The organism is Bacillus sp. FSL W7-1085, assembly GCF_038595035.1.
Taxonomy (GTDB): domain Bacteria; phylum Bacillota; class Bacilli; order Bacillales; family Bacillaceae; genus Bacillus; species Bacillus altitudinis.
On record NZ_CP152000.1, the window covers coordinates 3,605,518 to 3,628,029 of the forward strand.

Annotated in this window: 23 protein-coding genes and 1 riboswitch; of the genes, 9 read left to right on the forward strand and 14 right to left on the reverse strand. The window is 42.0% G+C overall.

Annotation, left to right across the window (positions count from 1 at the left end):
- Nucleotides 1-7 precede the first annotated feature (7 nt).
- Nucleotides 8-1,318 carry a PTS transporter subunit EIIC gene (locus MKY11_RS18740; RefSeq protein WP_024719533.1) on the reverse strand — a complete coding sequence of 437 codons (1,311 nt, stop codon included), beginning with the start codon at nt 1,316-1,318 and terminating at the stop codon, nt 8-10.
- Nucleotides 1,319-1,407: 89 nt separating this feature from the next.
- Entirely contained in the window at nt 1,408-3,366 is a 1,959-nt protein-coding gene (locus MKY11_RS18745) for a BglG family transcription antiterminator (protein WP_342501685.1), read from the reverse strand.
- 137 nt (nt 3,367-3,503) lie between these two features.
- Here MKY11_RS18745 and MKY11_RS18750 point away from each other — a divergent pair, with 137 nt between their 5' ends.
- The gene (locus MKY11_RS18750) at nt 3,504-3,701 is read left to right on the forward strand and encodes a hypothetical protein (protein WP_024719535.1); all 198 of its coding nucleotides are present in this window, start codon (nt 3,504-3,506) and stop codon (nt 3,699-3,701) included.
- 46 nt (nt 3,702-3,747) lie between these two features.
- On the opposite strand, the gene MKY11_RS18755 is transcribed toward MKY11_RS18750, so the two are convergent.
- The 6 genes from MKY11_RS18755 to MKY11_RS18780 all read right to left on the reverse strand — a co-directional run bounded on the left by MKY11_RS18755 (nt 3,748) and on the right by MKY11_RS18780 (nt 9,472).
- Nucleotides 3,748-4,173 (reverse strand): DUF5082 family protein, encoded by a 426-nt coding sequence (locus MKY11_RS18755; RefSeq protein ID WP_168948362.1) that lies wholly within the window; start codon nt 4,171-4,173, stop codon nt 3,748-3,750.
- A gap of 284 nt (nt 4,174-4,457) precedes the next feature.
- Nucleotides 4,458-4,724: a YwqI/YxiC family protein gene (locus MKY11_RS18760; protein ID WP_039165060.1), complete on the reverse strand. Its 267-nt coding sequence runs from the start codon at nt 4,722-4,724 to the stop codon at nt 4,458-4,460.
- Nucleotides 4,725-4,761: 37 nt separating this feature from the next.
- Nucleotides 4,762-5,187 carry a DUF5082 family protein gene (locus MKY11_RS18765; RefSeq protein ID WP_008345637.1) on the reverse strand — a complete coding sequence of 142 codons (426 nt, stop codon included), beginning with the start codon at nt 5,185-5,187 and terminating at the stop codon, nt 4,762-4,764.
- Between the two features lie 295 nt (nt 5,188-5,482).
- Nucleotides 5,483-6,889 (reverse strand): Na+/H+ antiporter NhaC, encoded by a 1,407-nt coding sequence (gene nhaC / locus MKY11_RS18770; protein ID WP_041507995.1) that lies wholly within the window; start codon nt 6,887-6,889, stop codon nt 5,483-5,485.
- Between the two features lie 143 nt (nt 6,890-7,032).
- Nucleotides 7,033-8,454 carry an aspartate ammonia-lyase gene (gene aspA, locus MKY11_RS18775; protein ID WP_017368335.1) on the reverse strand — a complete coding sequence of 474 codons (1,422 nt, stop codon included), beginning with the start codon at nt 8,452-8,454 and terminating at the stop codon, nt 7,033-7,035.
- 28 nt (nt 8,455-8,482) lie between these two features.
- Entirely contained in the window at nt 8,483-9,472 is a 990-nt protein-coding gene (locus tag MKY11_RS18780; RefSeq protein WP_017358664.1) for an asparaginase, read from the reverse strand.
- 206 nt (nt 9,473-9,678) lie between these two features.
- Here MKY11_RS18780 and MKY11_RS18785 point away from each other — a divergent pair, with 206 nt between their 5' ends.
- Nucleotides 9,679-10,026: a helix-turn-helix transcriptional regulator gene (locus tag MKY11_RS18785; protein WP_017368336.1), complete on the forward strand. Its 348-nt coding sequence runs from the start codon at nt 9,679-9,681 to the stop codon at nt 10,024-10,026.
- 51 nt (nt 10,027-10,077) lie between these two features.
- On the opposite strand, the gene MKY11_RS18790 is transcribed toward MKY11_RS18785, so the two are convergent.
- The 5 genes from MKY11_RS18790 to MKY11_RS18810 form a co-directional block, all read right to left on the reverse strand.
- Nucleotides 10,078-10,533 (reverse strand): helix-turn-helix transcriptional regulator, encoded by a 456-nt coding sequence (locus MKY11_RS18790; protein ID WP_008345651.1) that lies wholly within the window; start codon nt 10,531-10,533, stop codon nt 10,078-10,080.
- Nucleotides 10,534-10,629: 96 nt separating this feature from the next.
- Nucleotides 10,630-11,157 carry a YfjD family protein gene (locus tag MKY11_RS18795; protein ID WP_024719538.1) on the reverse strand — a complete coding sequence of 176 codons (528 nt, stop codon included), beginning with the start codon at nt 11,155-11,157 and terminating at the stop codon, nt 10,630-10,632.
- A 21-nt stretch (nt 11,158-11,178) separates the two neighbouring features.
- Nucleotides 11,179-11,937, reverse strand: a complete 759-nt coding sequence (locus tag MKY11_RS18800; protein WP_173408408.1) for a hypothetical protein — start codon at nt 11,935-11,937, stop codon at nt 11,179-11,181.
- 12 nt (nt 11,938-11,949) lie between these two features.
- Nucleotides 11,950-13,146: a glycine zipper domain-containing protein gene (locus tag MKY11_RS18805; protein WP_017358662.1), complete on the reverse strand. Its 1,197-nt coding sequence runs from the start codon at nt 13,144-13,146 to the stop codon at nt 11,950-11,952.
- Nucleotides 13,147-13,150: 4 nt separating this feature from the next.
- The gene (locus MKY11_RS18810; protein WP_017358661.1) at nt 13,151-13,474 is read right to left on the reverse strand and encodes a WXG100 family type VII secretion target; all 324 of its coding nucleotides are present in this window, start codon (nt 13,472-13,474) and stop codon (nt 13,151-13,153) included.
- A 226-nt stretch (nt 13,475-13,700) separates the two neighbouring features.
- On the opposite strand from MKY11_RS18810, the gene pepT reads away from it, so the two are divergent.
- Nucleotides 13,701-14,933, forward strand: coding sequence for a peptidase T (pepT, locus tag MKY11_RS18815; RefSeq protein WP_008345662.1), 1,233 nt, complete (start codon nt 13,701-13,703; stop codon nt 14,931-14,933).
- A 288-nt stretch (nt 14,934-15,221) separates the two neighbouring features.
- Nucleotides 15,222-15,401, forward strand: a complete 180-nt coding sequence (locus tag MKY11_RS18820; RefSeq protein ID WP_008345664.1) for a hypothetical protein — start codon at nt 15,222-15,224, stop codon at nt 15,399-15,401.
- Between the two features lie 79 nt (nt 15,402-15,480).
- Here the strand turns inward: MKY11_RS18820 and MKY11_RS18825 are convergent, their stop codons facing one another.
- Nucleotides 15,481-16,158: a DUF3298 domain-containing protein gene (locus tag MKY11_RS18825; protein WP_342501686.1), complete on the reverse strand. Its 678-nt coding sequence runs from the start codon at nt 16,156-16,158 to the stop codon at nt 15,481-15,483.
- A gap of 161 nt (nt 16,159-16,319) precedes the next feature.
- Between MKY11_RS18825 and MKY11_RS18830 the strand changes: the two genes are divergently transcribed.
- From MKY11_RS18830 to MKY11_RS18850, 5 genes are all read left to right on the forward strand, one after another.
- A complete protein-coding gene (locus tag MKY11_RS18830; RefSeq protein ID WP_024719230.1) occupies nt 16,320-17,177 on the forward strand; it encodes a MurR/RpiR family transcriptional regulator in 858 nt (285 codons plus the stop codon).
- Between the two features lie 199 nt (nt 17,178-17,376).
- Nucleotides 17,377-18,270: a 2-hydroxy-3-oxopropionate reductase gene (gene garR / locus MKY11_RS18835; protein ID WP_342501687.1), complete on the forward strand. Its 894-nt coding sequence runs from the start codon at nt 17,377-17,379 to the stop codon at nt 18,268-18,270.
- A 6-nt stretch (nt 18,271-18,276) separates the two neighbouring features.
- Nucleotides 18,277-19,698, forward strand: coding sequence for a four-carbon acid sugar kinase family protein (locus tag MKY11_RS18840; RefSeq protein WP_342501688.1), 1,422 nt, complete (start codon nt 18,277-18,279; stop codon nt 19,696-19,698).
- A 50-nt stretch (nt 19,699-19,748) separates the two neighbouring features.
- The gene (locus MKY11_RS18845; RefSeq protein ID WP_008345676.1) at nt 19,749-21,068 is read left to right on the forward strand and encodes a gluconate:H+ symporter; all 1,320 of its coding nucleotides are present in this window, start codon (nt 19,749-19,751) and stop codon (nt 21,066-21,068) included.
- Between the two features lie 81 nt (nt 21,069-21,149).
- A riboswitch (SAM riboswitch) is annotated at nt 21,150-21,262 on the forward strand.
- 87 nt (nt 21,263-21,349) lie between these two features.
- Nucleotides 21,350-22,474, forward strand: coding sequence for a 5-methyltetrahydropteroyltriglutamate--homocysteine S-methyltransferase (locus tag MKY11_RS18850; RefSeq protein ID WP_342501689.1), 1,125 nt, complete (start codon nt 21,350-21,352; stop codon nt 22,472-22,474).
- The last annotated feature ends 38 nt before the right edge of the window (nt 22,475-22,512 follow it).

A 22,512-nucleotide genomic window follows, 5' to 3' on the forward strand; every position in this document is an offset into this window, starting at 1 on the left:
CCTCCTTCTATTCTGAATCAGGTGCTGCTTCTGGCTTCCGGTTGGATAAGAGGACAAAAGGTAAATAGATGAAAACAGCGACAACAATACAGATGAGCTGTGTGATGACAGCCCCCATACTGCCAGCGGTAGACAGCCAAGCATTCACAATCGGAGGTGTCGTCCACGGCACCATCACCACCGCTTTCCCGGCAAAACCTGTAGCGGTTGCGATATAACCAATCGTACCTGTCACGAGTGGTGTGACGATAAACGGGATCGCCATCACAGGGTTCAACATGACAGGTAATCCGAAAATAACTGGTTCATTGATGTTAAACAGTCCAGGTCCTGATGAAAGCTTGGCAATGCTACGCATCTCTTCCCTTCTTCCTGCTATAAAAATGGCGATCAACAGACCAATCGTCACACCCGAGCCACCAATGCTCATATACACATCCCAAAATGGCATCGTGATAATATTTGGAATCTCTTTTCCCTCTTGAAATGCTGTCATATTCACTGCTATTGATCCTAATAACAGCGGCTCGCGGATCGGTTTAATCATTTGGTTGCCATGAATACCGATCACCCAGAAAAATTGAGCCACAAACATTAACGTTAAAATACCAGGCAGTCCCTGCACAACGCTTTCAAGCGGACGCTGCACGACGTTATACACCGCTTCATGCAAATAAATGCCTGTCACACGGTGAAACGCAAACCCGAATGAACTAATGATAGTAATCGTAATAATTGATGGGAAAAGTGAAGAAAAAGACGTCGCCACATTTGATGGAACAGAATCTGGCATCTTAATTTGCAGCCACTTCACCTCGGTAAGCTTACAAAAAATCTCTACAGAGACGATGGCAATGATCATACCCAAAAATAAGCTTTTTGGATCGGAGAATTGCCTCGCCAGCACATCAACAACCTCACGCATCGATCCATCGACTTCAAGAAGAAGTGTCGTCGGAATAACGGATATAAATGAAATCAATGCCATTAATCCTGGGAATAACGATTTATGTCCATTGATTTTCCCGAGCTCAATCCCGATGAGGAACACAGCCCCGATCGTTAAAAAGTTCAGCGTGGCATAATTGATTGCCTTCATAATTGGCTGAAGCTCTGCTAAAAACCTGAATATCTCAAAATGGGCAAGCCCCGTTTCCGGGCTCATGATCATATTTGCGACCAGTACAGCAAAAGCCCCCGTAATGATGATTGGCATTAATGTGACAAATGCTTGCTTAATCGCCATAATATATTTCTGATTTGTAATACGATAAGCGACATGTCCCATGACGTCGGCCGCTCTCTCTTTAAAGCTCATGATCCGTCTCCCCCTTTACAAAAACTCGTGATCATCCTCCTTTTTGATGTTATTTTAAAAGCGCTTTCATTAACATCTAATCTTTTTCCTCACAGATGCGGAAATGGGTGTCCTTTTTTTTCATCTGGCTGTTCCAACACGTGCAGCGCCGCCGTCAGTTCTTCAAATGAAGCAGCTTTGATGATTTGCTCCACCACTTCCTTCTGCTCTGTCAAACGCACAAGAAATTGATAGAGTGACTGCAATTCTTTCTGATACGTCTTCTGTATACTTAACAAACAGACGACCTGTACCCGATCGTCGCCCCACAGCACTGGTTTTCTCAACGTACAGATCGCACAAAACGTATCCTCTGTTGCCGGTTTGATTGGGTGAGGGATCGCGACCAAATGACCGAACGACGTAGGTGACACTTCCTCTCTTTCCAGCAATAGCTGTTCAAAATCATCCGGGATTCGGTTTTGTTCCTGCAATACATTCACGAAAAATTGAAGAACCTCTTCCCTTGTTTGTAGATCTTGCTGAAAAAAAGTCATCTTCGGACTGATATATCGCAAGACCCCCATTTCTTGTGATCCATGTACAAATCGTTTCAGCCTCGACATATCGTCTTCACTGAGGATCGTATGTACATCAATCACTGGCACAGGTAATGTGTTCTGAAGCGGGATGGTACTAATGATCAAATCGATACTTCTCAAGTCATACGACAAAAGGTCACTGACACTTGCAGTTCCAGCAATCTCTAGCCTTTCGCTAAAGGCGGCCTTCAACTTATGGAGAAGAAGCTGACTGCTCGCGACACCCGTTGCACACACAATCAAGCATTTTTTCCTCACAGTCTGAGTTTTTGTCCGCTCTATGGCAGCACCAATATGCAGCGCCAAATATCCGATTTCATCTTCATGAATCTCTACATTCTCTTTTTCCTTCAACCATCTTCCCATATAGACACCTGCTTCAAAAGCAATCGGATAATGCCTTTTTATGTCCGATAAATAGGGGTTACGGATGTTCATATCATATCGGAACCGATGAATCGCTGATCTCAGGTGAAGACTTAGTCCCACAATCAATTCCTTGTCTGTCTGAATATCAAGTGACATGTGCACTTCGACATAACCAAGTAATTGGTGAGTTAAACGGAAATGCTCTTCATCAAGCATGTGAAATAGCGTGTGGCCCGTTTCTCCATACGCCATCATTTTTGCCCCCATTAAATGAATCGCAATATAGGCCATTTCAGATAATGGAAAATCTATACCGAGTACGTGACGCATATCTTCTGCCATTTGCCTCGCCACTTGAAAAGCGGGCTGTGTTTGAATATCTTTGAGTTCTCCTTCCGGCATCATGACCAATTTTTTCTCTTCAATTCGTTTGCACGCAATGGCGATATGTGTCACTAAGTTGCTTAAACCGATCTCTGACACATGAAGGCCGCTTGCCTTTGTACGTGAACGCACCATATCTTGAATCAATTGATATGTTTCTTCAGGTAAAAGGGCAGGGTTCGGATGCTCCTGCTGAAACACATGCTCAGCTAGACAATACCTTAATTTCATTTCATCTCCAGTCAGCCTCAGTCCATATTTAGGACGGTGTGCAACAGAGAGGCCATGTAAAGAGAAAATATGCTTGACTGCTTTCAGGTCATTTTTCACAGTAGATTCACTCACAAATAATTCCTCGGCCAATTCATCTAATTTCATATAGTCTTCGGACAATAAAAGCCTTCTCAATAAATAAGAGATACGATCCTCCGGCTGATCTGGAATGACTTGATTCTTTTTTTCATTTCTTTCTCTCATTGAGTTTTTCAAAAAAGTACGAAATGCTCCATAATCTTCGACAGTCAATGTATACCCTGCTCCACGTTTCATATGAAGTGTTGCCCCATGTGCTTCTAATATCGATTTAAGCGCTTTCATATCTGTTCGAACTGTTCGTGATGTGACGCCTATCAGGCGTGCAATTTCTTCACCTGTCAGCTCCTGCTCTGCCTGCATTAACCGCCTCAACAGCTCCTCCTGACGTAGAGATAACATAGACTCCCCTCCCTTGGTCAATTACTTTTGCCTATCATCATAAACGAAAATAGAACTCTTTGCCCAGTTTTTCTTTCCGACGGGGAACTTTGTTATGGCTCAAACGTATGAATATGAAACAAGAGGAGGGATACATCATGTTTGTTATCATCATCATACTAGCTTCTTTAGGCGCCATTACCGCCCACATGTTTACACCAAAAGATAAGCGTTCATCTTCTAAGCATTCAGCACATCACAGTTCAACAACCAGTAACTATACTGATTCGTATACACATAACGCTTCTGATGCCTCCTGCGGTGGTGATTCTGGTGGTAGCGGTGGATGTGACTAAATCAAAAAAACAGCCGCTTGTTCAGCCGGCTGTTTCGTTTATTTTATTAAAGAGCTTTCCAGCCCCGTTCAATTAAATGTTTGACATCCTTTGCAAAATCCTCGCCTTTTTCCATCACATCTTGGGCTCTTCCTGCAAAATTACTGGCGACAGCGAGTTCCATTTTTTTCAACTCAAAGTGCATAATTTTTTGGTCTATCTCCGTAATATAGGTTTCATACTCATTGTTCACAATGTCGTGCAGCACGTGAAAGGCTTCTTTCCGATGACGGTGAAAGTCCGTTCCTCTCTCACCTTTCCATGACGAATCTAGAGCAGGCTTCTTGATTTCCTTTATGTCAGACTGCGCAAGATCTTGTTCTGTTCGAATATTACTTTTGGCTGTCTTTAACCGAGAGATCATTTCGTCAAATTCTGCACGTTTGTTTTCAATCCCCATATGCAGATGGTGCAGCATCTCGGATAAACTCATGTCATCCACCTCTATTAGACCTCATAAGAAAGCACGGCGTCAGCATTTTTGAAACCGAGCAGATCATCTGCTTTTTCCAGTCCTGACATTTCTATCGTTCGCTTTCATTAAGTATAGTATAAGGCGAAAAGCCTTAGGCTTAAATAGGGAAAAGGTGTCCTTTTAACATGGTGTTTGGAAGAAAAACGGAATAATCTAAGGTCATAAATCCCGAATTATATATGAGTCTTTAAGACTATATTTTACATCGTACTCAGCTACGCTATCAATAAAACGATTGGGGCTTATGATTTTGCCGCAATCGCTTCATCCTGTTCTTTTAGCGTCTTCACATTTGAGCGTGTATCCTGAACGTTTTTGATCAAGGCTTCTTTAAAGCTTGAGACCATTTCGCCCACCTCTGCTTCACGTGACGTCCATTTGGTTACAAATTCAAGGCTGTTTTCACCAGCTTTATCTGCTGCTTTTTTCATTGTTAAAGCTTCAACTGCTTGGGAGACTTCATCTAGTTTATCCATCACTGTTTGGTAGTTTAACTTAATTTGTCCCATTATGATATCCTCCAGATTTGTTCAGCATGAAGCTCGCTTACAAGCTGCTCCATGCTTTTGAGATCAAGCGTTTTGCGTCTTCTACTGCGTCTTCTCCTTTTTCAGCCAAACGTGCGGCATCTCCAGCTAAAGAGCTGGCAAAGGATAAGGCAGCCTGCTCTGCTTCTAGTGTACTGATTTTGAATTCGATTCGGCTCACGTAGCGTGGGTATTTATCGCTTACGATCGTTTGCAGCGCATCATGCGCTTCATTTCGCTCTGATTTGAAATCTTGGCTCCGCTCACCTTTCCAAGAGGCCCCAAGCTTTGGCTGCTTGATTTGTTTTAGGTCTGTTTCTGCGGCATCTTGTTCACGTTCAACCTTACTTTTTGCCTTTTTGAGTCGAGCAATTTTCTCTTCGATCTCTGCCTTTTTATTTGAAATGCCACCGTTAAGGGCAGACAGCATATCCGATAAGCTCATATGGGTTCCTCCTCCTGTCAAAAATAAAAACGCTGCTTAGAGTCCCTCTAAACGAGCGTAATGGTGAATCGCACTTTTTCCAATATTGTTATTATAAGGTTCAAAGACTCATGTTTGAATAGGGATTTGTGCCCTTTTTATGGTATAAATATGCTTTCAATCTGCTTCATACCACACCTTAAGACCTCTTTTATAGGGGGTCAAAATACACAACCACCCTTCTGGAAACACACATAGTCTTACGGTCCTAGGACAAACAAAAGCCGCCCGGGGGAGGGGCGGCTTTTGCAGCGGCTTATGATGCCGATTCTTCTGAGTCTTGTTGATTTTTGACGTACCAAATGAATTTTCCTGTATATCCGTAGATAATGGCAAGACCAATGGCAACAAAGCTCAACCACATAAATGGTAAATAAGAGAATGTCGAGACGCCTAGAATCCCTGCCATGTAAATTCCGTTATCTGACCACGGAACCATACCAGACGTCATTGTTCCACCGACTTCAGCGTTTCTAGATAGAACGCGTCTGTCTATTTTCAATTTATCATAGCTTTTTTCCATAATTTTCGGTGTAAGAATTAATGAAACGTACATCGCACAGCCGAAGATATTTGCGAAGAATGCAACAACAAGTGTAGACAGGGTTACATTTCCTGCATTATATAATTTCTTCTCGAAAGTAGCGACAATTACTTTTAAGACGCCGAGATATTCAAGAACGCCACCAAAACCAAGTCCGAGAATAATGACCACTAGCGATCCAAGCATATTCACAATACCGCCACGATTTAACAGCGTATTTAAGAAATCTACATCTGAATTAATAGAAAAGCCATTATAAGCTGTTCCAAGCGCATCTGCCGGGTTCATTCCTTGGAATGCCATTGCCCAGACTGCACCAAGAAGGGCACCAATAGCGATAACAGGCATTGAAGGTTTCTTAAATACGAGCAGTAATACAACCACTACTGCTGGGATGATCATCCAAATGTTGATTGTGAATGTATCTTGAAGGGCATTTTTCAAAAATTCTACTTTACCTTGATCAATGTTGCGTCCGCCATACATAAAACCTGTAACCGTAAACATAATCGCTGTAATCACAAAGGCTGGTATGGATAAGACCATCATGGCTCTTACATGCGCCAGCACGTCCACTTTTGAAAGAGAGGAAGCGAGCACAGTACTATCAGATAAAGGAGATAATTTATCACCAAAATAAGCACCAGATAAAACAGCCCCAGCTACGATCGGTAATGGGATACCCAATCCTTCACCAATTGCGATCATCGCAATCCCTGCTGTTCCAACTGTACCCCAAGAGGTTCCTGTTGCAACGGACATAATCGCACAGATGACAAGTGTAGCTAATAAGAAGATATTAGGATGAATAAATTCCAGTCCGTAATAAATTAACGTGGGTACAACACCGCCGGCAATCCATGTACCAACAAGTGCACCTACTGCAATTAAGATTAAAACAGCCTCTAAACCATTCGATATCCCTTTTGTAATCGCATTTTGAAGGTCTTTGTATGAATGCCCTAAACGAATCCCTAAAGCAATGACCATAAACCATGAGATAAACAATGCTAGCTGAATATCTAGTTTGAAGTAAAGAGTGAATGATAAAACAATTGCTAAAAATAAGCCAAGTACAGACACGACTTCTAAAATAGACGGTAGACGTGGTGTTTTCATTTTGTTTCCTCCCTTTGTGCGTGCGTTAAGCGTTTTCAAAATATTGTGAAAAAAGTGTGTCAATTCGAAAGAAAGTGAATTGCCTGTTTTTCTCTATTTCACAGGCAATTCCACATATTAATAAAATAAAATTTTTGATATTATTATCGCTCTAGGAGCTCTGCACCCGCAATACCAGGCTTTGTCATCTCGTAAGGATTCAAAATAATATCAAGTTCTTCTTCTGTTAACACATCATTTTGCAGGCAAAGATCTCTGATCGATTGTCCTGTTAAAATGGCTTCCCTTGCGATTCTAGCCGCGGCTTCATAGCCTAAGTGAGGGTTTACCGCAGTAATGACACCTGCACTTTTTTCGACATATTCTTTCAAACGTTTTTCATTTGCTTCGATGTCCGCTAAACAGTGATCTGTGAATGAGCGGAATCCGTTATTCATTATACTAATAGATTGAAGCAAGTTAAAGACCAGAACAGGCTCCATCACATTTAACTCAAGCTGGCCTGCTTCAGAAGCAAGACAGATGGTGTGGTCGTTCCCAATGACCTGGAATGCGATTTGGTTAATGAGCTCTGCCATGACTGGATTGACTTTTCCAGGCATAATGGATGATCCCGGCTGACGGGCTGGCAATGCAATCTCAGCAAGACCTGCACGTGGGCCAGATGCCATTAAGCGAAGGTCATTCGCAATTTTAGACATGTTCATCATGCATACTTTTAAGGCAGCAGATACTTCTGTGTATGCATCTGTATTTTGCGTCGCATCTACGAGGTGCTCTGCGCCTACTAATGGCAGTCCAGAAATATCAGCAAGCTTCTTCACGACGATTTCAATGTAGCGAGGATCTGCATTGAGGCCTGTCCCAACAGCTGTCGCACCCATATTTACTTCATATAAATGCTGTTTTGATTGGTTGATTCGTTTAATATCACGGCTCAGCACACGGCTGTATGCTTCAAACTCTTGTCCTAAACGGATCGGAACAGCGTCTTGTAAATGAGTACGCCCCATTTTGATGACATGATCGAATTCTTTTGCTTTCTTTTGAAATACGTCATGCATGGCCTGCATCGTCTCAAGTAAAATGTCTAACTGCTTGAGCACTGCAATATGGATCGCCGTTGGGAACGAATCATTTGTCGATTGTGACATGTTCACATGTGTGTTTGGACTTAAATGAATGTATTCGCCCTTTTGATGTCCCATGATCTCGAGGGCTCTGTTTCCAATGACCTCATTGGCATTCATATTCATAGACGTTCCTGCGCCGCCTTGAATCGGGTCTACGATGAAATATTCATGGAATTTGCCTTCAATGACTTCATCTGAAGCTTGAACGATCGCATTTCCAATTCCTTCATATAAACGTCCGACTTCCATGTTGGCTTGAGCTGCTGCTTTTTTGACAATGGCAAACGCTCGAATGAGTTCTTCATGCATGCGATATCCTGTAATCGGGAAATTCTCTTTTGCACGAAGCGTTTGAACACCATAATACACGTCTGCGGGAATTTCTTTTTCACCTAGAAAATCCTTCTCGTAACGATAAGTTGCTTGAACCATCTCGTATGACCTGCTTTCTATAGAATAGTTAAATCACTAAATCTTCTGCGATTGGCGTTTCCATAATCTTTTTCACTTCTCGTGGATCTGTTGTTTTACCTAATGCCCACATGAGCTTTGGCACGATGGCTTCTGTGTTCATGTTTCTTGAACGAGCAACCAGTTCTTGATTGATTTTACGTCCTACTTCATACACACTCATGTCTTCTCCTTCTTCGAGACACTGAGTGGTGATCACAACAGAAATGCCTTCTTCCAGCAATTCGTTGATTTTTTCTAAAAGGTTTCTTCCTTCGAAAGGAATTCCGCCGCTGCCGTAGCTTTCAATGACGACTCCTTTGTACAACCCTTTGATTGAATCTAAAAACTCAGGCTTCAGTCCTGGATGCAGTTTTAGTAAACAAACGTCTGTGTTCAAGGATGCATCTAATTTAAGCGGTTTCATTGATGATCTTTTTACTTTGCTATTGTATTCAATTTGATGATTTTCAATCGATGCAATATATGGGTAGTTAATACTTTCAAATGCATCGTAGCTTTTCGTTCTTAGTTTGATTGCGCGAGTTCCTTGAATGACTCTGCCATCAAACACGACGTATACGCCGCCAACACCGTCACATGCAAAACGAATCGCATCTGTAATGTTTTTCTTCGCATCTGTTTTCTTAAACGTAATTGGGATTTGTGATCCTGTAATGACAATTGGCTTATCAGGATTTTGCAGCATATACGATAGTGCTGCTGATGTATAGGCCATTGTGTCCGTACCATGCGTGACGACAAATCCGTCATATTGATCATAATTTTCATAAATGGCTGTTGCGATATCAACCCAGTATTCAGGCTGCATATTGGTACTATCTATACTCATTAGGGACTTAGTGTCCATTGTGTAGTCTGCATTAATTTCGTTTAAATAGCTTAAAAGGTCCTCAGCTTTAACACCTGGAGCTAAACCATTTTCACTTTCTACAGATGCAATCGTCCCACCAGTGGTTAAAAGCAATAATTTCTTCAACAGGTCCACCTCTTTCAGTAAAATTACTTCGTTTGTCACACATATTATAAGCCAGCTTGTGCTATTCTATAATATACGCTTTACGCGTACCTTCATTGCCATTATAGTCACATAACGCGAATTAATCAAGAAATTATTACGCATAACGCGTACACTCTTTGTCAAAATATGATATACTGTTGTTGTATATAAAGGAGCGTTCATGTATGATACTCGATCGTTTAACCACCCTTAGAAAAAAGAAAAAATGGTCTCTCCAGCATACGGCAGATCGCCTAGGTATCGCCAAAAGCACCTATGCCGGTTACGAATCTGGGTACCGACGACCTTCGCTTGAAGCAGTGAAACTGCTGGCTGATTTGTATGATACGTCCATTGATTTTTTACTTGGTAGAACGGACGAGCCAGAGATACAACGCAAAATCTCTGATATCAAAATTGAGCTGACGGAAGCAAAAGAAGGAACCATCCATGTAGACGGCGTTCCACTAACAGATGAAGAAATCAAACAGCTTGTTGCCTTTATTCGGGCGAAAAACACTCTGAAAGTATAAACAACACAAAAAAGAGAGGTCCCTGTCATAGAGGGACCTCTCTTTTTCTGCTTACGACAGCTCACTTAATTCCTCTAACCGCCGCTTCGCTTCTTCTTTATTAAAGGAACTATAATAGCGATAATTCTCATCATCTAAGATGCGGTAATGCTGACTTAGCACATTCTGCTGAAGACGAAACGTACCTTTTCTCACAGACGTCCGCCACCAAACCTTTCCGCCAATCGTACGTTCAACAGATAAATGCAATTCATCGTGGGCGACGACTTCCAAAATCTCAAGCGGATCATCCCCAAGTGTCCCTTTTAAAATGTCACTATCCCTGAATAATGCACATACGGCCGCAGATTGCGTCCAGTTGAGGCGAAGACGATTCTTTTCTACCTGCTGCAAATGCCGTTTGGATAGCCCAAGCACCTCAGCCATGCGGTCCTGTGTATAGTCTTTTTCTTTTCGAATTCGTGCCATTTGTTCTGTGACGAGGTCAATTACCATTTCTTTGTCCATCTCTCATCACCTCTTGATTGTTCAGTCTTTACTGACATCTTACACGATTTCTTAAAAAAAGTGGCGTCTCACCTCATGGAATGATGGCAAAAACATCTATTGATTCTGCTTTTCACCATGACCATGCTGCTGTTTCCAATTCTCTTGGGCAGTCTCATGTAAATATGGATAAATGTTTTGTTTCACCGTTTGCTCAAATACTTCTTCATCTAAAATACTGTACGCCGGAATCTTGATCAATTTCCCATCAATTTTCCGAATGAGCACATCCATGAACAGAAATCCCCTGATACTGTAACGATGCCTGCGCATATCAATAGATTGTATGTCTTGAAAAGGGATTGTTTGTTGCCGGTATAAAACAGCGCCATTCTCTCCTCGCTGAATGCGAAAAATCACATTTCCCCTCTTCGTAAAAGCCGGAAGAATCATCAAAAAAGAGATCCACCCATAGACAATGCCTAATAATCCGCCTAAAAATAAAAACAACGTATAATTCGATTCAAATGTAAGAGCTTCTGAAAATAACCAAATACCGATGATGCCAAATCCGCCCGTTGCTAAGAATGCCCATACTCTTAGAAAGGGTCTGCTCCTCACTTCTATTACTTCACTTGGATTCAAGCGCCATTCTCCTTTTCTCCATTAGAATATAGAACGTAATCCGTCCCTATGAGCCGTCTCTATCCGAAATTCATTTTCCTTCATGCCCGACACTAGCCAAGAATGCTTCTGCCCCGGAATAACAAATATCATAGACTCTACATCCGGCGTATTATTTTTATCATAAGTGACCTTCATCAAAGAATCCATTTTTCCTTTTCTGACCCTTACATCAGAAACAAATGCCCGCACAAGCTCTTGGTTCTCTGCTTTATTTAGAAAAGAAGGCCAATCATCATTCCCTTGACTGGATTGTTCTAACAGCAGTTCAAATTCTTCCGCCTTCAAATTGATGACTGGTGTAAGGTGTTCGCTCATGTGTATGTTCAAAAAGGTTGTCACTTGCTCCACAGTCTGCTGGTCGTCTTTTAGTTTGTGAATCTGATGCACTTGTTGATCATAAAGCGTATGGTGTGAATACACACCTGCCTGAGTCGTATGAAAGGACGTACTGACCTCTTCATCTAATGCACCAAACCTTGAAGCTTTCACGGTATGTGATGCATCGTTCATGGCTTGAATGAAATGCCGGTATTTTTCTTTATAACGGTATTGTCTATTTCGAAATTCCAGCACGTCTTTTGCCAGCAAAGAGCGACATGCAATTTCAAATAAAAACCCAAGACGTTCATCCTCTACATCTGGATAATAGGCTTCCTTTAAAGACATCCCTTGCTCAAAATAGCCTTCACTGTAAAAACTAAAGATGAGTTCCTCGATACTTAGACTTAGCTGATCCAACTTGATCTCTCCTTATCCAAAAGAAAATGCGCCCTTCAAGAAATCACCTGCACCTTTCAACAGCGAATCTGCGGTTTCTTTTGTTTTTTCTATTCCTTTATGTATCACCTGATTTGCTTGATCAATGGTGTCATTGACTGCTTTAACACCTTGACCTGCCAGTTCAAATGCTTTTTTTCCTTTATCGACAACCGCATGAATTGGGTCTTTTAATTTCACTGCGACCTGTTCTGCAAAACCAGAAGTAAGCTTGGCGACTTTTTCACCAATAAAGCCACCTACTGCTGATCCTATCGCACCGCCAACGACTGTTCCAATCGGTCCTGCAAAACTTCCAAGAGCGCCGCCCACAACGGCACCTGCAACAGATCCGCCTGCAATAAAGACCGTATTATTCACTGCATTTCCAACAGCCTTTGCATTTTCACGCTTGAGAACTTCTGGCTGATCCCCAAATTCCGCATAGTTCTCCGCAATTTTCAGACCGCAGCCAACCGTTTCTGTTGCACCCGTGACGACCGTTGCAATGATGGCATTTCCTTTCGCAAACCTTGCACCATTTTTCAGAACAGACTTGATGCCAGCCGTGTCCTTCCAATTGATACTTCCTTTTGTGAAATCACGTACACTGTTCGTGAACGCAACTGTATCGCTAGGATAAAATTTCGTAAATTTCTTATGGACAAGGTCAGCCATCGACCAATTGGATCGTTTTAATAATTCTTTTTTACTCAGCCAAATCCTTGCCAACCGGTCAAATCTCGTTCCTTCTACCCGTCCGGTCACATCAAGAAGGAGCTTTGAATGCTGCGCAGCATAGCGGCCATTTTCTTTAATAAAGGTCGTCATGCCAAGTCCATAGTATTTTGCCTGCATCATCACAATACCAGCTAGGCTCGTGAGTGTACCATATTGATCATACAGACTGTACATTTTCCTTAAAATATCATCAGCTTCGACCATTTTATCCGTTGCATGACGAATGGCAATGTCGTCACTGCTCAATTTGCTCATTAAGGCTTGTCCAGAACCCCATGCATCTCCTACTCCAGAAAAACAGCTTCGATAACGGGGATCACAGCCTAGGATGAGGCCATCCAGTTCACTATGTAAATCGTGGTGCTTTGTTTCGATGGCCGAAAGCTCTCCTACAAAATCATTCGCCAGCCCTGTCAGCTGATCTGGATCTACTACAATGTCACGCGCCATCACATCATCTCCCTTCTCGGTTTCTTTCTCTCCGTTCTTCTCGCCTTTTTCGCTCAAGCTCTTCCATTCTGGCGATTTCAGCTTTACGTTCCTCGATTTTGACAGCAGCATCCCGCAGTTCCTGACTTGTTTCAAGCAAGTCCTTTTCAAATTGATCATAGCGTGCCACTGTTTCCTCAAAGCTTTGATCAAATTTATCTCTTGCTTCCCCTTGCCAGCCTGATCCAACTGCCTTCAGCCGATTCTCAAGCAGCTGCTTCGACTGCCGAATGCCATCAGCAGCTTCCTGGAACTTTTGAGCGAGTGCAAGTGTTTGACTAGAATCCAACTTTCGCACCCCTTTCTCCCAAATTAACGTACAAATGGATGATTTTATATGTCCTCATTATAAATAAAAAGACACCCAAAAAAATCACCCTAAAGAACCATTCAGCACATCGCAAAATAAAAGTAGGTCTTTTTCCTCTCTAATTGCCAGAGAAAGCCTTTCTTGTTATGAAGCGCATTCAAGACATGATAAAATGAACATATTCTACAAAAGGAGTGACGTATTGATGAAAGAGGAAATGATCCAGCGATTCACAAGTTATGTAAAAGTGGATACACAGTCTGATGCAGACATAGAGAGCTGCCCATCCACTGAAGGACAGCTGAACCTAGCAAGGCAGCTAGTTGAAGAGATGAAATCCATCGGCATTCAAGAAGTGACAATGGATGAAAACGGTTATGTCATGGGCACGATCCCATCTAACACAGACAAAGAAGTGCCAACCATTGGCTTCCTAGCTCATATCGACACAGCCACTGACTTCACTGGCAAGAACGTGAAACCGCAGATTCATGAGAACTATCAAGGCGGGGACATCACGTTAAACGAAGATCTACATATCGTATTATCTCCAGCACAGTTTCCAAATTTACAAAAATACCAAGGACATACGCTCATCACGACTGATGGCACGACCCTGCTTGGTGCAGATAACAAAGCAGGTATCGCAGAAATTATGACCGCCATGCATTACCTGATTGAGCATCCAGAAATCAAGCATGGAAAAATTCGTGTCGCCTTCACACCAGATGAAGAGATCGGCAGAGGACCTCACAAATTCGATGTTGATGCCTTTGGCGCTTCTTATGCTTATACGATTGACGGCGGCCCGCTAGGAGAGCTTCAATATGAAAGCTTCAACGCCGCAGGTGCAAAAGTATCAATTAAAGGAAACAACGTCCATCCAGGGACAGCAAAAGACAAAATGGTCAGTGCTGCAAAGATCGGCATGCTCTTTCACAACAAACTTCCTTCAGATGAATCTCCAGAATACACAGAAGGATACGAAGGCTTTTTCCACCTCACAAGGTTTGTAGGAGAAGTAGAAGAAGCAGAGCTGCAATATATTATTCGTGATTTTGATAAAGAGAAATTCAACAAGCGCAAAGCACTGTTTGAAAAAATCGCAAACGACTTAAAAGCGGTCTACGGCGAAAACAGCATCACCCTTAGCATTCAGGATCAATATTACAATATGAGAGAAAAAATTGAGCCAGTCAAACATATCGTAGACATCGCTCATGAAGCCATGGAAAACCGCTCAGTGACACCTGTCATTGAACCAATCCGCGGCGGTACAGATGGCTCACAGCTTTCATATAAAGGACTTCCAACGCCAAACATCTTTACTGGCGGGGAAAACTTCCACGGTAAATATGAATTCATCTCTGTAGAGAACATGCTGAAAGCGTCAGAAGTGATCGTGGAAATTGCACGTTTATTTGAAGAAAAAGCATAAACATGTTTACAACCGTTCCTGTTCGGGAACGGTTTTTTAATAAAAGTTTACAATTTTCTGAAACTTTTATGACACTTAATCGTACTAATAGAGACAACCCCAGAAAAATTCTTCTTGACGAGTGCAATAACTGGAAATATAATAGTTAAAAACAACCAGTATCTTAGACCTAAAAAAGCAGCTAGAATAAACCTTTAGAACTAAACGCTATTTGCTAACTATTTTCAGTTATAAACATCACTCACCCTGTCTACACTTAAAGAATAGGATGAATTGGAGGAATGTCATATGATGATTTTATTGATTATCGCTTCACTTTGCTGCTACTTACTATTCTCTTTCAAAAAAGATAACCGCACCCAAAAACGAAAAAGCGCAGAGCTTTCGGAGTTTGAAATCTTTCGTATGCGCCGCCACTACAACGGCAAACGCCGTCACCCACTAAACGATGCACCCAAACAAGTATAAATGTAAAAAGAAGAGCCTCATCACCAGGGGCTCTTTTTATGTATAAAAAAACGACCAAATTCATGGCCGTTTCTCTTCTTTATTTATACACCTTCGCAGGTACTTGAATCATAGGAATTCCTACATAGTACGGTGAAATTTCATATGGCTGGAAGACAACAGCGATTCCCTTTTTCGTGAAGTGGTACTGCGTGTCGTAGCCGATTTGAATATCGCTTTTTTTCAGATTCGCATAGAATTTACTTTTATGCTTCTTTGTGTAGTTATAGATATAATCTCTTACTTTTGTACGCTTTTTCTTTGTTTTTACCACATCTGTAAAGTACAGTTGCTTTGTTTTTTTCTTTGTTAACACATAGTTCATGCTCGTAACCATCGTATCCCCGTGCATGCTACCGTCATTCATGTAATCATAGTTTAGGATACTTAGTTTCTTCCCATTATTAAATTTCGTTTTAAACGATCTCTCGTATGTGATCTTCCCAATGCCTTCTTTTTTCGCTTCGTCCTTTAAGAACAAGTACGTAGAATAAGAGAATGCAATATCATCTTTTAAATCACGATTGATGGTTTTCATATGCGCCTTACTAAGGTTTTTCACCTGTGCATATTTAAACGTTTTTTTCTTTTTATAATAGTGTGTACTTACTTTTGCTTTTTTCACTTGTTTGGCATCCGCAGATCCAACTGGCGCAAACAATGAAACAATCAGCGAAAAAATGAGCAGGCTGATCGTTAGGCCTTTTTTCATTGTCATAGTAAAAACCCCCATTTTTGTCTATTACCAATTGAGTATACCATGACAAAAGAACCAAAAGAAGTGTTTCCTTCCATATTATTCTTTATTTTTCATGTGAGGTTTGTTTACCGTTTTCATAAGTTCCTGTATGCTTAAGATAGAATGTTAGATGAAGTGTGGTGTTTATCATAGAAGAGAATATTTTTAGTCATATCCGGACAACATTTCATAGTTTGTCCCCTACCCAGAAAAAGATTGCCAATTACATTTTACAAAACCCTCAGAAAGTTGTGCTTCATTCGATTAGTGCACTCGCTGCTGAATGCAACACAAGTGAAACGACGATCTTTCGTTTTCTGCGAAAAATTGGCTATGAGTCCTATCAAGTGTTTCGTGTCCATGTCGCGCAGGATATTGCGACCAATACACCTCAATCCATATACGGTGAGATCGAAGCATCTGATAGTGTCGCAGATATTAAACATAAGGTCATAGAGTTAACAACCAACTCTATTCAGGATATGAAACATATTTTAGAAGACCAAGCTGTGACACAATTTATTGAGCAAATGAAACAGGCACATAAAACCGTCTTCTTTGGAGCAGGTGCCTCCAGTTTTATTGCCGGAGATGCCTATCATAAGTTTCTCCAGCTTGGCTTTGAAGTGAGTCTATGCAGTGATCCTCATATGATGAATATGATTGCAACACATGCAACGGAACATGATTTTATCGTCGCGATCTCACATTCAGGGGAAAGTAGAGAAATCCTTGATGCCGTGCAATTTGCAAAGGAAAAAGGTGCAACGGTCGCCTCGATTACGAGCTATCCGAAATCAGAGCTCGCCAAGAAATCCGACTTTCATCTGCTCAGTTCATCGAGAGAAACAACCTATCGTTCTGACTCAATGATTTCTCGTATTAATCAGCTTGTGATTATTGATGTTTTGTACGTCACAGCTGTTTTAGAATTAGGATCAAATGCAATCGACAACGTCAAACGTTCTCGATTAGCTGTAGCTAAAAATAAAACATAATCGACCATAGACCGGAGCTGTTTCCGGTCTTTTTTTGTGACTTTTCTCATATTTTCCGTTGACACATTCCTATTTCGTCATGTACATTAAATGAACAATAGTTTATTTCCTACTATTAATTTAAATTGATAGTATATATACTAACAAAAAGAAAAGAAAGCGCTTTTTGTAAGGGGTTTCTAAATAGGAGGCGGACAAAATGGCAAAACAAATTGGATTCATTGGATTAGGCATTATGGGGAAACCTATGGCACTCAATCTATTAAAAGCCGGTCATACTGTGACTGTTTTCGATATTCATACAGAAGCTGTTCTAGCATTAAAAGAATTGGGCGCAAATGCCGCTGCATCAGTTGCTGAGGCAGCATCTGAAAGCGATATCATAATCACGATGCTTCCAAAAGGTGAGCATGTAGAAGCAGTCGTAGCAGGTGAACAAGGCATATTGGCTACAGCAAAACCTGGCACGATCATTATAGATATGAGCTCTATTTCACCTGTTACTTCTAGAGCATTAGCGGCACTGGCAAAACAGCATCAGGTCGAATTTATCGATGCTCCTGTCAGTGGCGGAGAGCCAAAGGCGATAGACGGGACACTTGCGATTATGGCGGGCGGAGAAAAAGAGATTTTTGAACAAGTAAAGGATGTCCTCTATGCCATGGGCACAGATGTCGTATTAGTTGGATCAAATGGAAGCGGGACAACCGCAAAGCTTGCGAATCAAATCATCGTCAACTTAAATATCGCTGCCATGTCCGAGGCACTCGTCCTTGCCGCTAAGTCTGGCATTGCGATTGATAAAATGTATGAAGCCATCCGAGGTGGACTGGCAGGAAGTGCTGTACTCGATGCGAAGGTTCCTCTCATTTTAGAACGAAACTTTGAGCCTGGCGGACGTATTGACATCAACTTAAAGGATTTAACCAATGTCATGGAAACTGCCCACGATATCGGCGTTCCTCTCCCGCTTTCTAGTCAGCTGCTGGAAATCTTCCACGCCCTCAAAGCGGACGGAAAGTCTGGACTTGATCACGGTGGGATCGTTCAATATTACGAAAAAATGGCTCATGTTGAAGTGAAGAAAGGATGAGGTTCTATGAAACAAAGCATTGAGTTACTAAATGCCATTCCGAAAGCGGATTCAGACCGCATTCAATCAGCATACGAACAAGCACTAAACCATTTTCACCATAAAGTGATTGTATTAGACGATGACCCAACAGGCATTCAAACCGTACACGGCGTCTCTGTTTTCACCGATTGGTCAGAGAAAAGCATTGAAGCTGGTTTTCTTGAAGACAGCCGTATGTTCTTTATCTTAACCAACTCTCGCAGTATTACAGAGAAAGAAACGGCGGTTCTTCATGAAACGATCGCATCAACGATTGTGAAAACGGCTGAACGGCTTGATCAAGATTTCATCATTGTCAGCCGGGGGGACTCCACCCTACGTGGACACTTCCCGCTAGAGACTGAAATTCTCAGAACGACCATTGAACAGCAAAGCTCCCGCCAATTTGACGGCGAAATCCTTCTTCCCTTTTTTAAAGAAGGCGGCCGCTTTACGATTGGCAATATTCACTACGTACAGGAAGGTCACGAATTAATTCCTGCTGGTGACACAGAATTTGCATTGGATCGTACATTCGGATTTCAATCTTCTCACCTCGGAGAATGGATCGAAGAGAAATCAAACGGATCGTTCACTAAGGAAAACACTACTTATATTTCTTTAGAAGATATCCGGGCTTTACGTATTGAACAAATCAAGGATCAGCTGATGACCGTGAAGGATTTTCAAAAAGTGGTTGTAAATGCAGTAGACTATGACGATGTCAAAGTCTTTGTCATTGCCCTCATAGATGCCATCAAAGCAGGTCAGCACTTTCTATTTAGAAGTGCGGCAGCTCTCACAAAAGTGCTTGGCGGTGTTGAGGATCAAGCACTATTAACTAGACAAGACTTAATACAGGAAGAAAGCACGCACGGTGGCCTCATCATGGTCGGTTCCCATGTCAAAAAAACAACCGAACAATTGCGAGCGCTGCAGCAAAATAAAGACATTGCATTTATTGAATTTGATACACACCTCGTGTTAGAACCTGAAGCATTTCAAGAGGAAATTGACCGCGTGATTCAACAAACTGAACGGCTTTTAACAACCGGGCAATCGGTTGCTGTTTATACAAGGAGAGAACGGCTTGATCTTGGGGACGATCGTCAAGAGGAAGAATTGAAACTGTCTGTTCAGATTAGTGATGCTGTGACAAGCATTGTTCAGCGCCTCTCCATTCGCCCTAAGTACCTCATTGCCAAAGGCGGAATCACCTCAAGCGATATTGGAACAAGAGGACTCAGTGTCAAACGTGCGACCGTCGCAGGTCAAATCAAACCAGGTATTCCCGTTTGGCAAACAGGAGAAGAAAGCAAATTCCCATTTATGTCTTATGTGATTTTCCCGGGAAATGTTGGCTCAAAGGATACGTTAAAAGAAGCAGTAGACATACTTGAAGGATAAAGCAGAGGGGGCGTTCACGCTCCCTTATGCAGCACAAAGGAGGAAAGATCATGTCGTTAGTTTTTATCGGACTTGGCGTTTTGTTATTACTTTTACTCATGGTTGTCTTTAAGTTAAACGCTTTCATTTCGTTGATTATTGTCTCTTTAATCGTTGCCGTTTTAGAAGGCATGTCACCACTTGAAGCGATTGCTTCAGTCGAAAAAGGGCTTGGAAGTACACTCGGCCATCTGGCGTTGGTTCTTGGCTTTGGAGCGATGCTTGGTAAATTGATGGCTGATTCTGGCGGTGCTCAACGTATTGCCATGACACTCATCGACCGCTTTGGTATCGGGAAAATCCAATGGGCGACGATGCTGACTGGATTTGTTATCGGAATTGCTCTATTTTATGAAACCGGATTCATTATTCTTATTCCATTAGTCTTTACCATTGCTCAAGCCGCAAGACTTCCTGTGTTGTATGTGGGAATGCCGCTCGTCGCTGCACTCATTACAACACATGGCTTCCTCCCTCCTCACCCAGGGCCGACAGCCATTGCCAATGTATTTCAAGCCAATATGGGACAAACCTTATTGGTTGGAATTATTTTAGCCATTCCTGCTGTTTTAGTAGGCGGACTTCTGTTTACGAAACTATTTAAGAAAGATCAACTGCATGCACACATTCCAAAGGACTTGTTTAATCCAAAGGAATTTACAGAAGAGGAAATGCCAAGCTTCGGCATTAGTATTTTCACCGCTATTTTACCTGTATTGCTTATGACATTCAGAGCATGTTTAGAAATTTTCTTCCCGTCCTCCCCGCTGCTACCGGCGGCTGAGTTTTTAGGTGAGCCGGCGATTGCCCTATTAATCTCTGTGCTGCTTGCCATCTACACATTTGGTCTTGGCAGAGGAAAGAGCATGCAGGACGTCATGAAGTCGATTACGGATTCAATTGGCTCCATTGCGATGATTCTATTGATCATTGCAGGCGGCGGCGCCTTTAAACAGGTGCTCATTGACAGCGGTGTTGATCAATACATTGCAGGGATTATGCAAGGAAGCACACTGTCTCCTCTGCTCCTCACTTGGCTGATTGCAGCTGTCCTTCGTGTCTCTTTAGGGTCAGCAACTGTCGCGGGTCTCACAGCAGCTGGCATTTCTGCACCGCTGATTGGTTTGACGGGAGTCAGCCCAGAATTAATGGTGATTGCAACAGGTGCCGGCAGTATTACATTCTCTCACGTGAATGATGCGGGTTTCTGGATTTACAAAGAATACTTTAATCTGTCGATGGCCCAAACTTTTAAAACTTGGACATTAATGGTGACTGTTCTTTCACTTGTTGGATTAGCTGGTGTTCTCGTCGCTGATTTGTTTATGTAGGAAAATAAATAGGAAAAACCATTGACTTTTTCTCAAAAAGATTGAATAATTGTGTTTATTAAGAAAATTAAATCAAAGGTAACCTTATTAAGAGTGGTGGAGGGACTGGCCCTGTGAAACCCGGCAACCGCTGTTCCTAGGAACAGAATGGTGCTAATTCCTTAAGCAAGCTGATGCTTGTTTGAAGATAAGGCAGAGATCTCACAGTATATGATGCTCTTCCTTATCCAAGGAAGAGCTTTTTTATTTGATTTATAACCTGAAGAAAGAAGGGATTCAGCATGACACAAGTACAAACCATTGGTAAGAAAACAACAAAGCCGCCATTTCGCGCAGATCAAGTAGGGAGTTTACTTCGTTCAGAACGTATCAAGGAAGCACGCAAGCAAAAAGCAGACGGTACACTGACAAAAGAACAGCTCAGACAAATTGAAAACGAAGAAATCACTCGTATTGTAGAGAAGCAAAAAGAAATTGGATTAGAGGTTGTCACAGATGGAGAATTCAGACGTGCATGGTGGCATTTTGACTTTCTAGAAGGGCTAGATGGGGTCGAAGGATTTGAAGCAGACCAAGGCATTCAATTCCACAATACGACGACAAAAGCGAGAGGCATCAAAGTAACAGGTAAGATTGATTTTACTGATCATCCAATGCTGGAGGATTATCGCTTCCTTCACAGCATCGCGGGTGATCATACGGCTAAAATGACGATTCCAAGTCCGAATATGCTCTTTTTCCGTGGAAAGCTTGAAGAAGGTGTGTACGACAGCTTAGATGATTTTCACCATGACGTGGCACAAGCTTATAAAAAAGCCATCCGTGCTTTTTATGATGCAGGCTGCCGTTACTTACAGCTAGATGATACAGCTTGGGCTGTGTTCTTTTCTGAAAAAGGACATGAACAAATCAAAGCTTTTGGCCGCGAGGAAGATGAACTGCGTGAATCGTTTGCGAAAACAATCAATGAAGCGGTTGCCGATCGACCAGATGATTTAGTGATCACCATGCACATTTGCCGTGGTAACTTTAAATCAACTTGGGCAGCCGAAGGTGGTTACGAGGCAGCGGCAGAAACGATTTTTGCCGGTCTCGATTTGGATGGTCTCTTCTTAGAATTCGACGATGACCGTTCTGGCGGATTCGAACCCCTTCGTTATGTGAAAAATCCAAACCTTCAAATCGTACTAGGTCTTGTCACTTCAAAGTATGGGGAACTTGAACCCGTTGATCAGATCAAAAGAAGAATCGAGGAAGCGGCACAATATGTGGACATCAACCAAATCTGTTTGAGCCCACAATGTGGATTCGCCTCAACAGAGGAAGGCAATTTGTTAACAGAAGAACAGCAATGGGAAAAGCTGCGTCATGTGATTGAGATTGCGGATCAAGTGTGGACATCATAGTCCACTCACAATAAAAAGAGACAAACCGTTTGATCAGC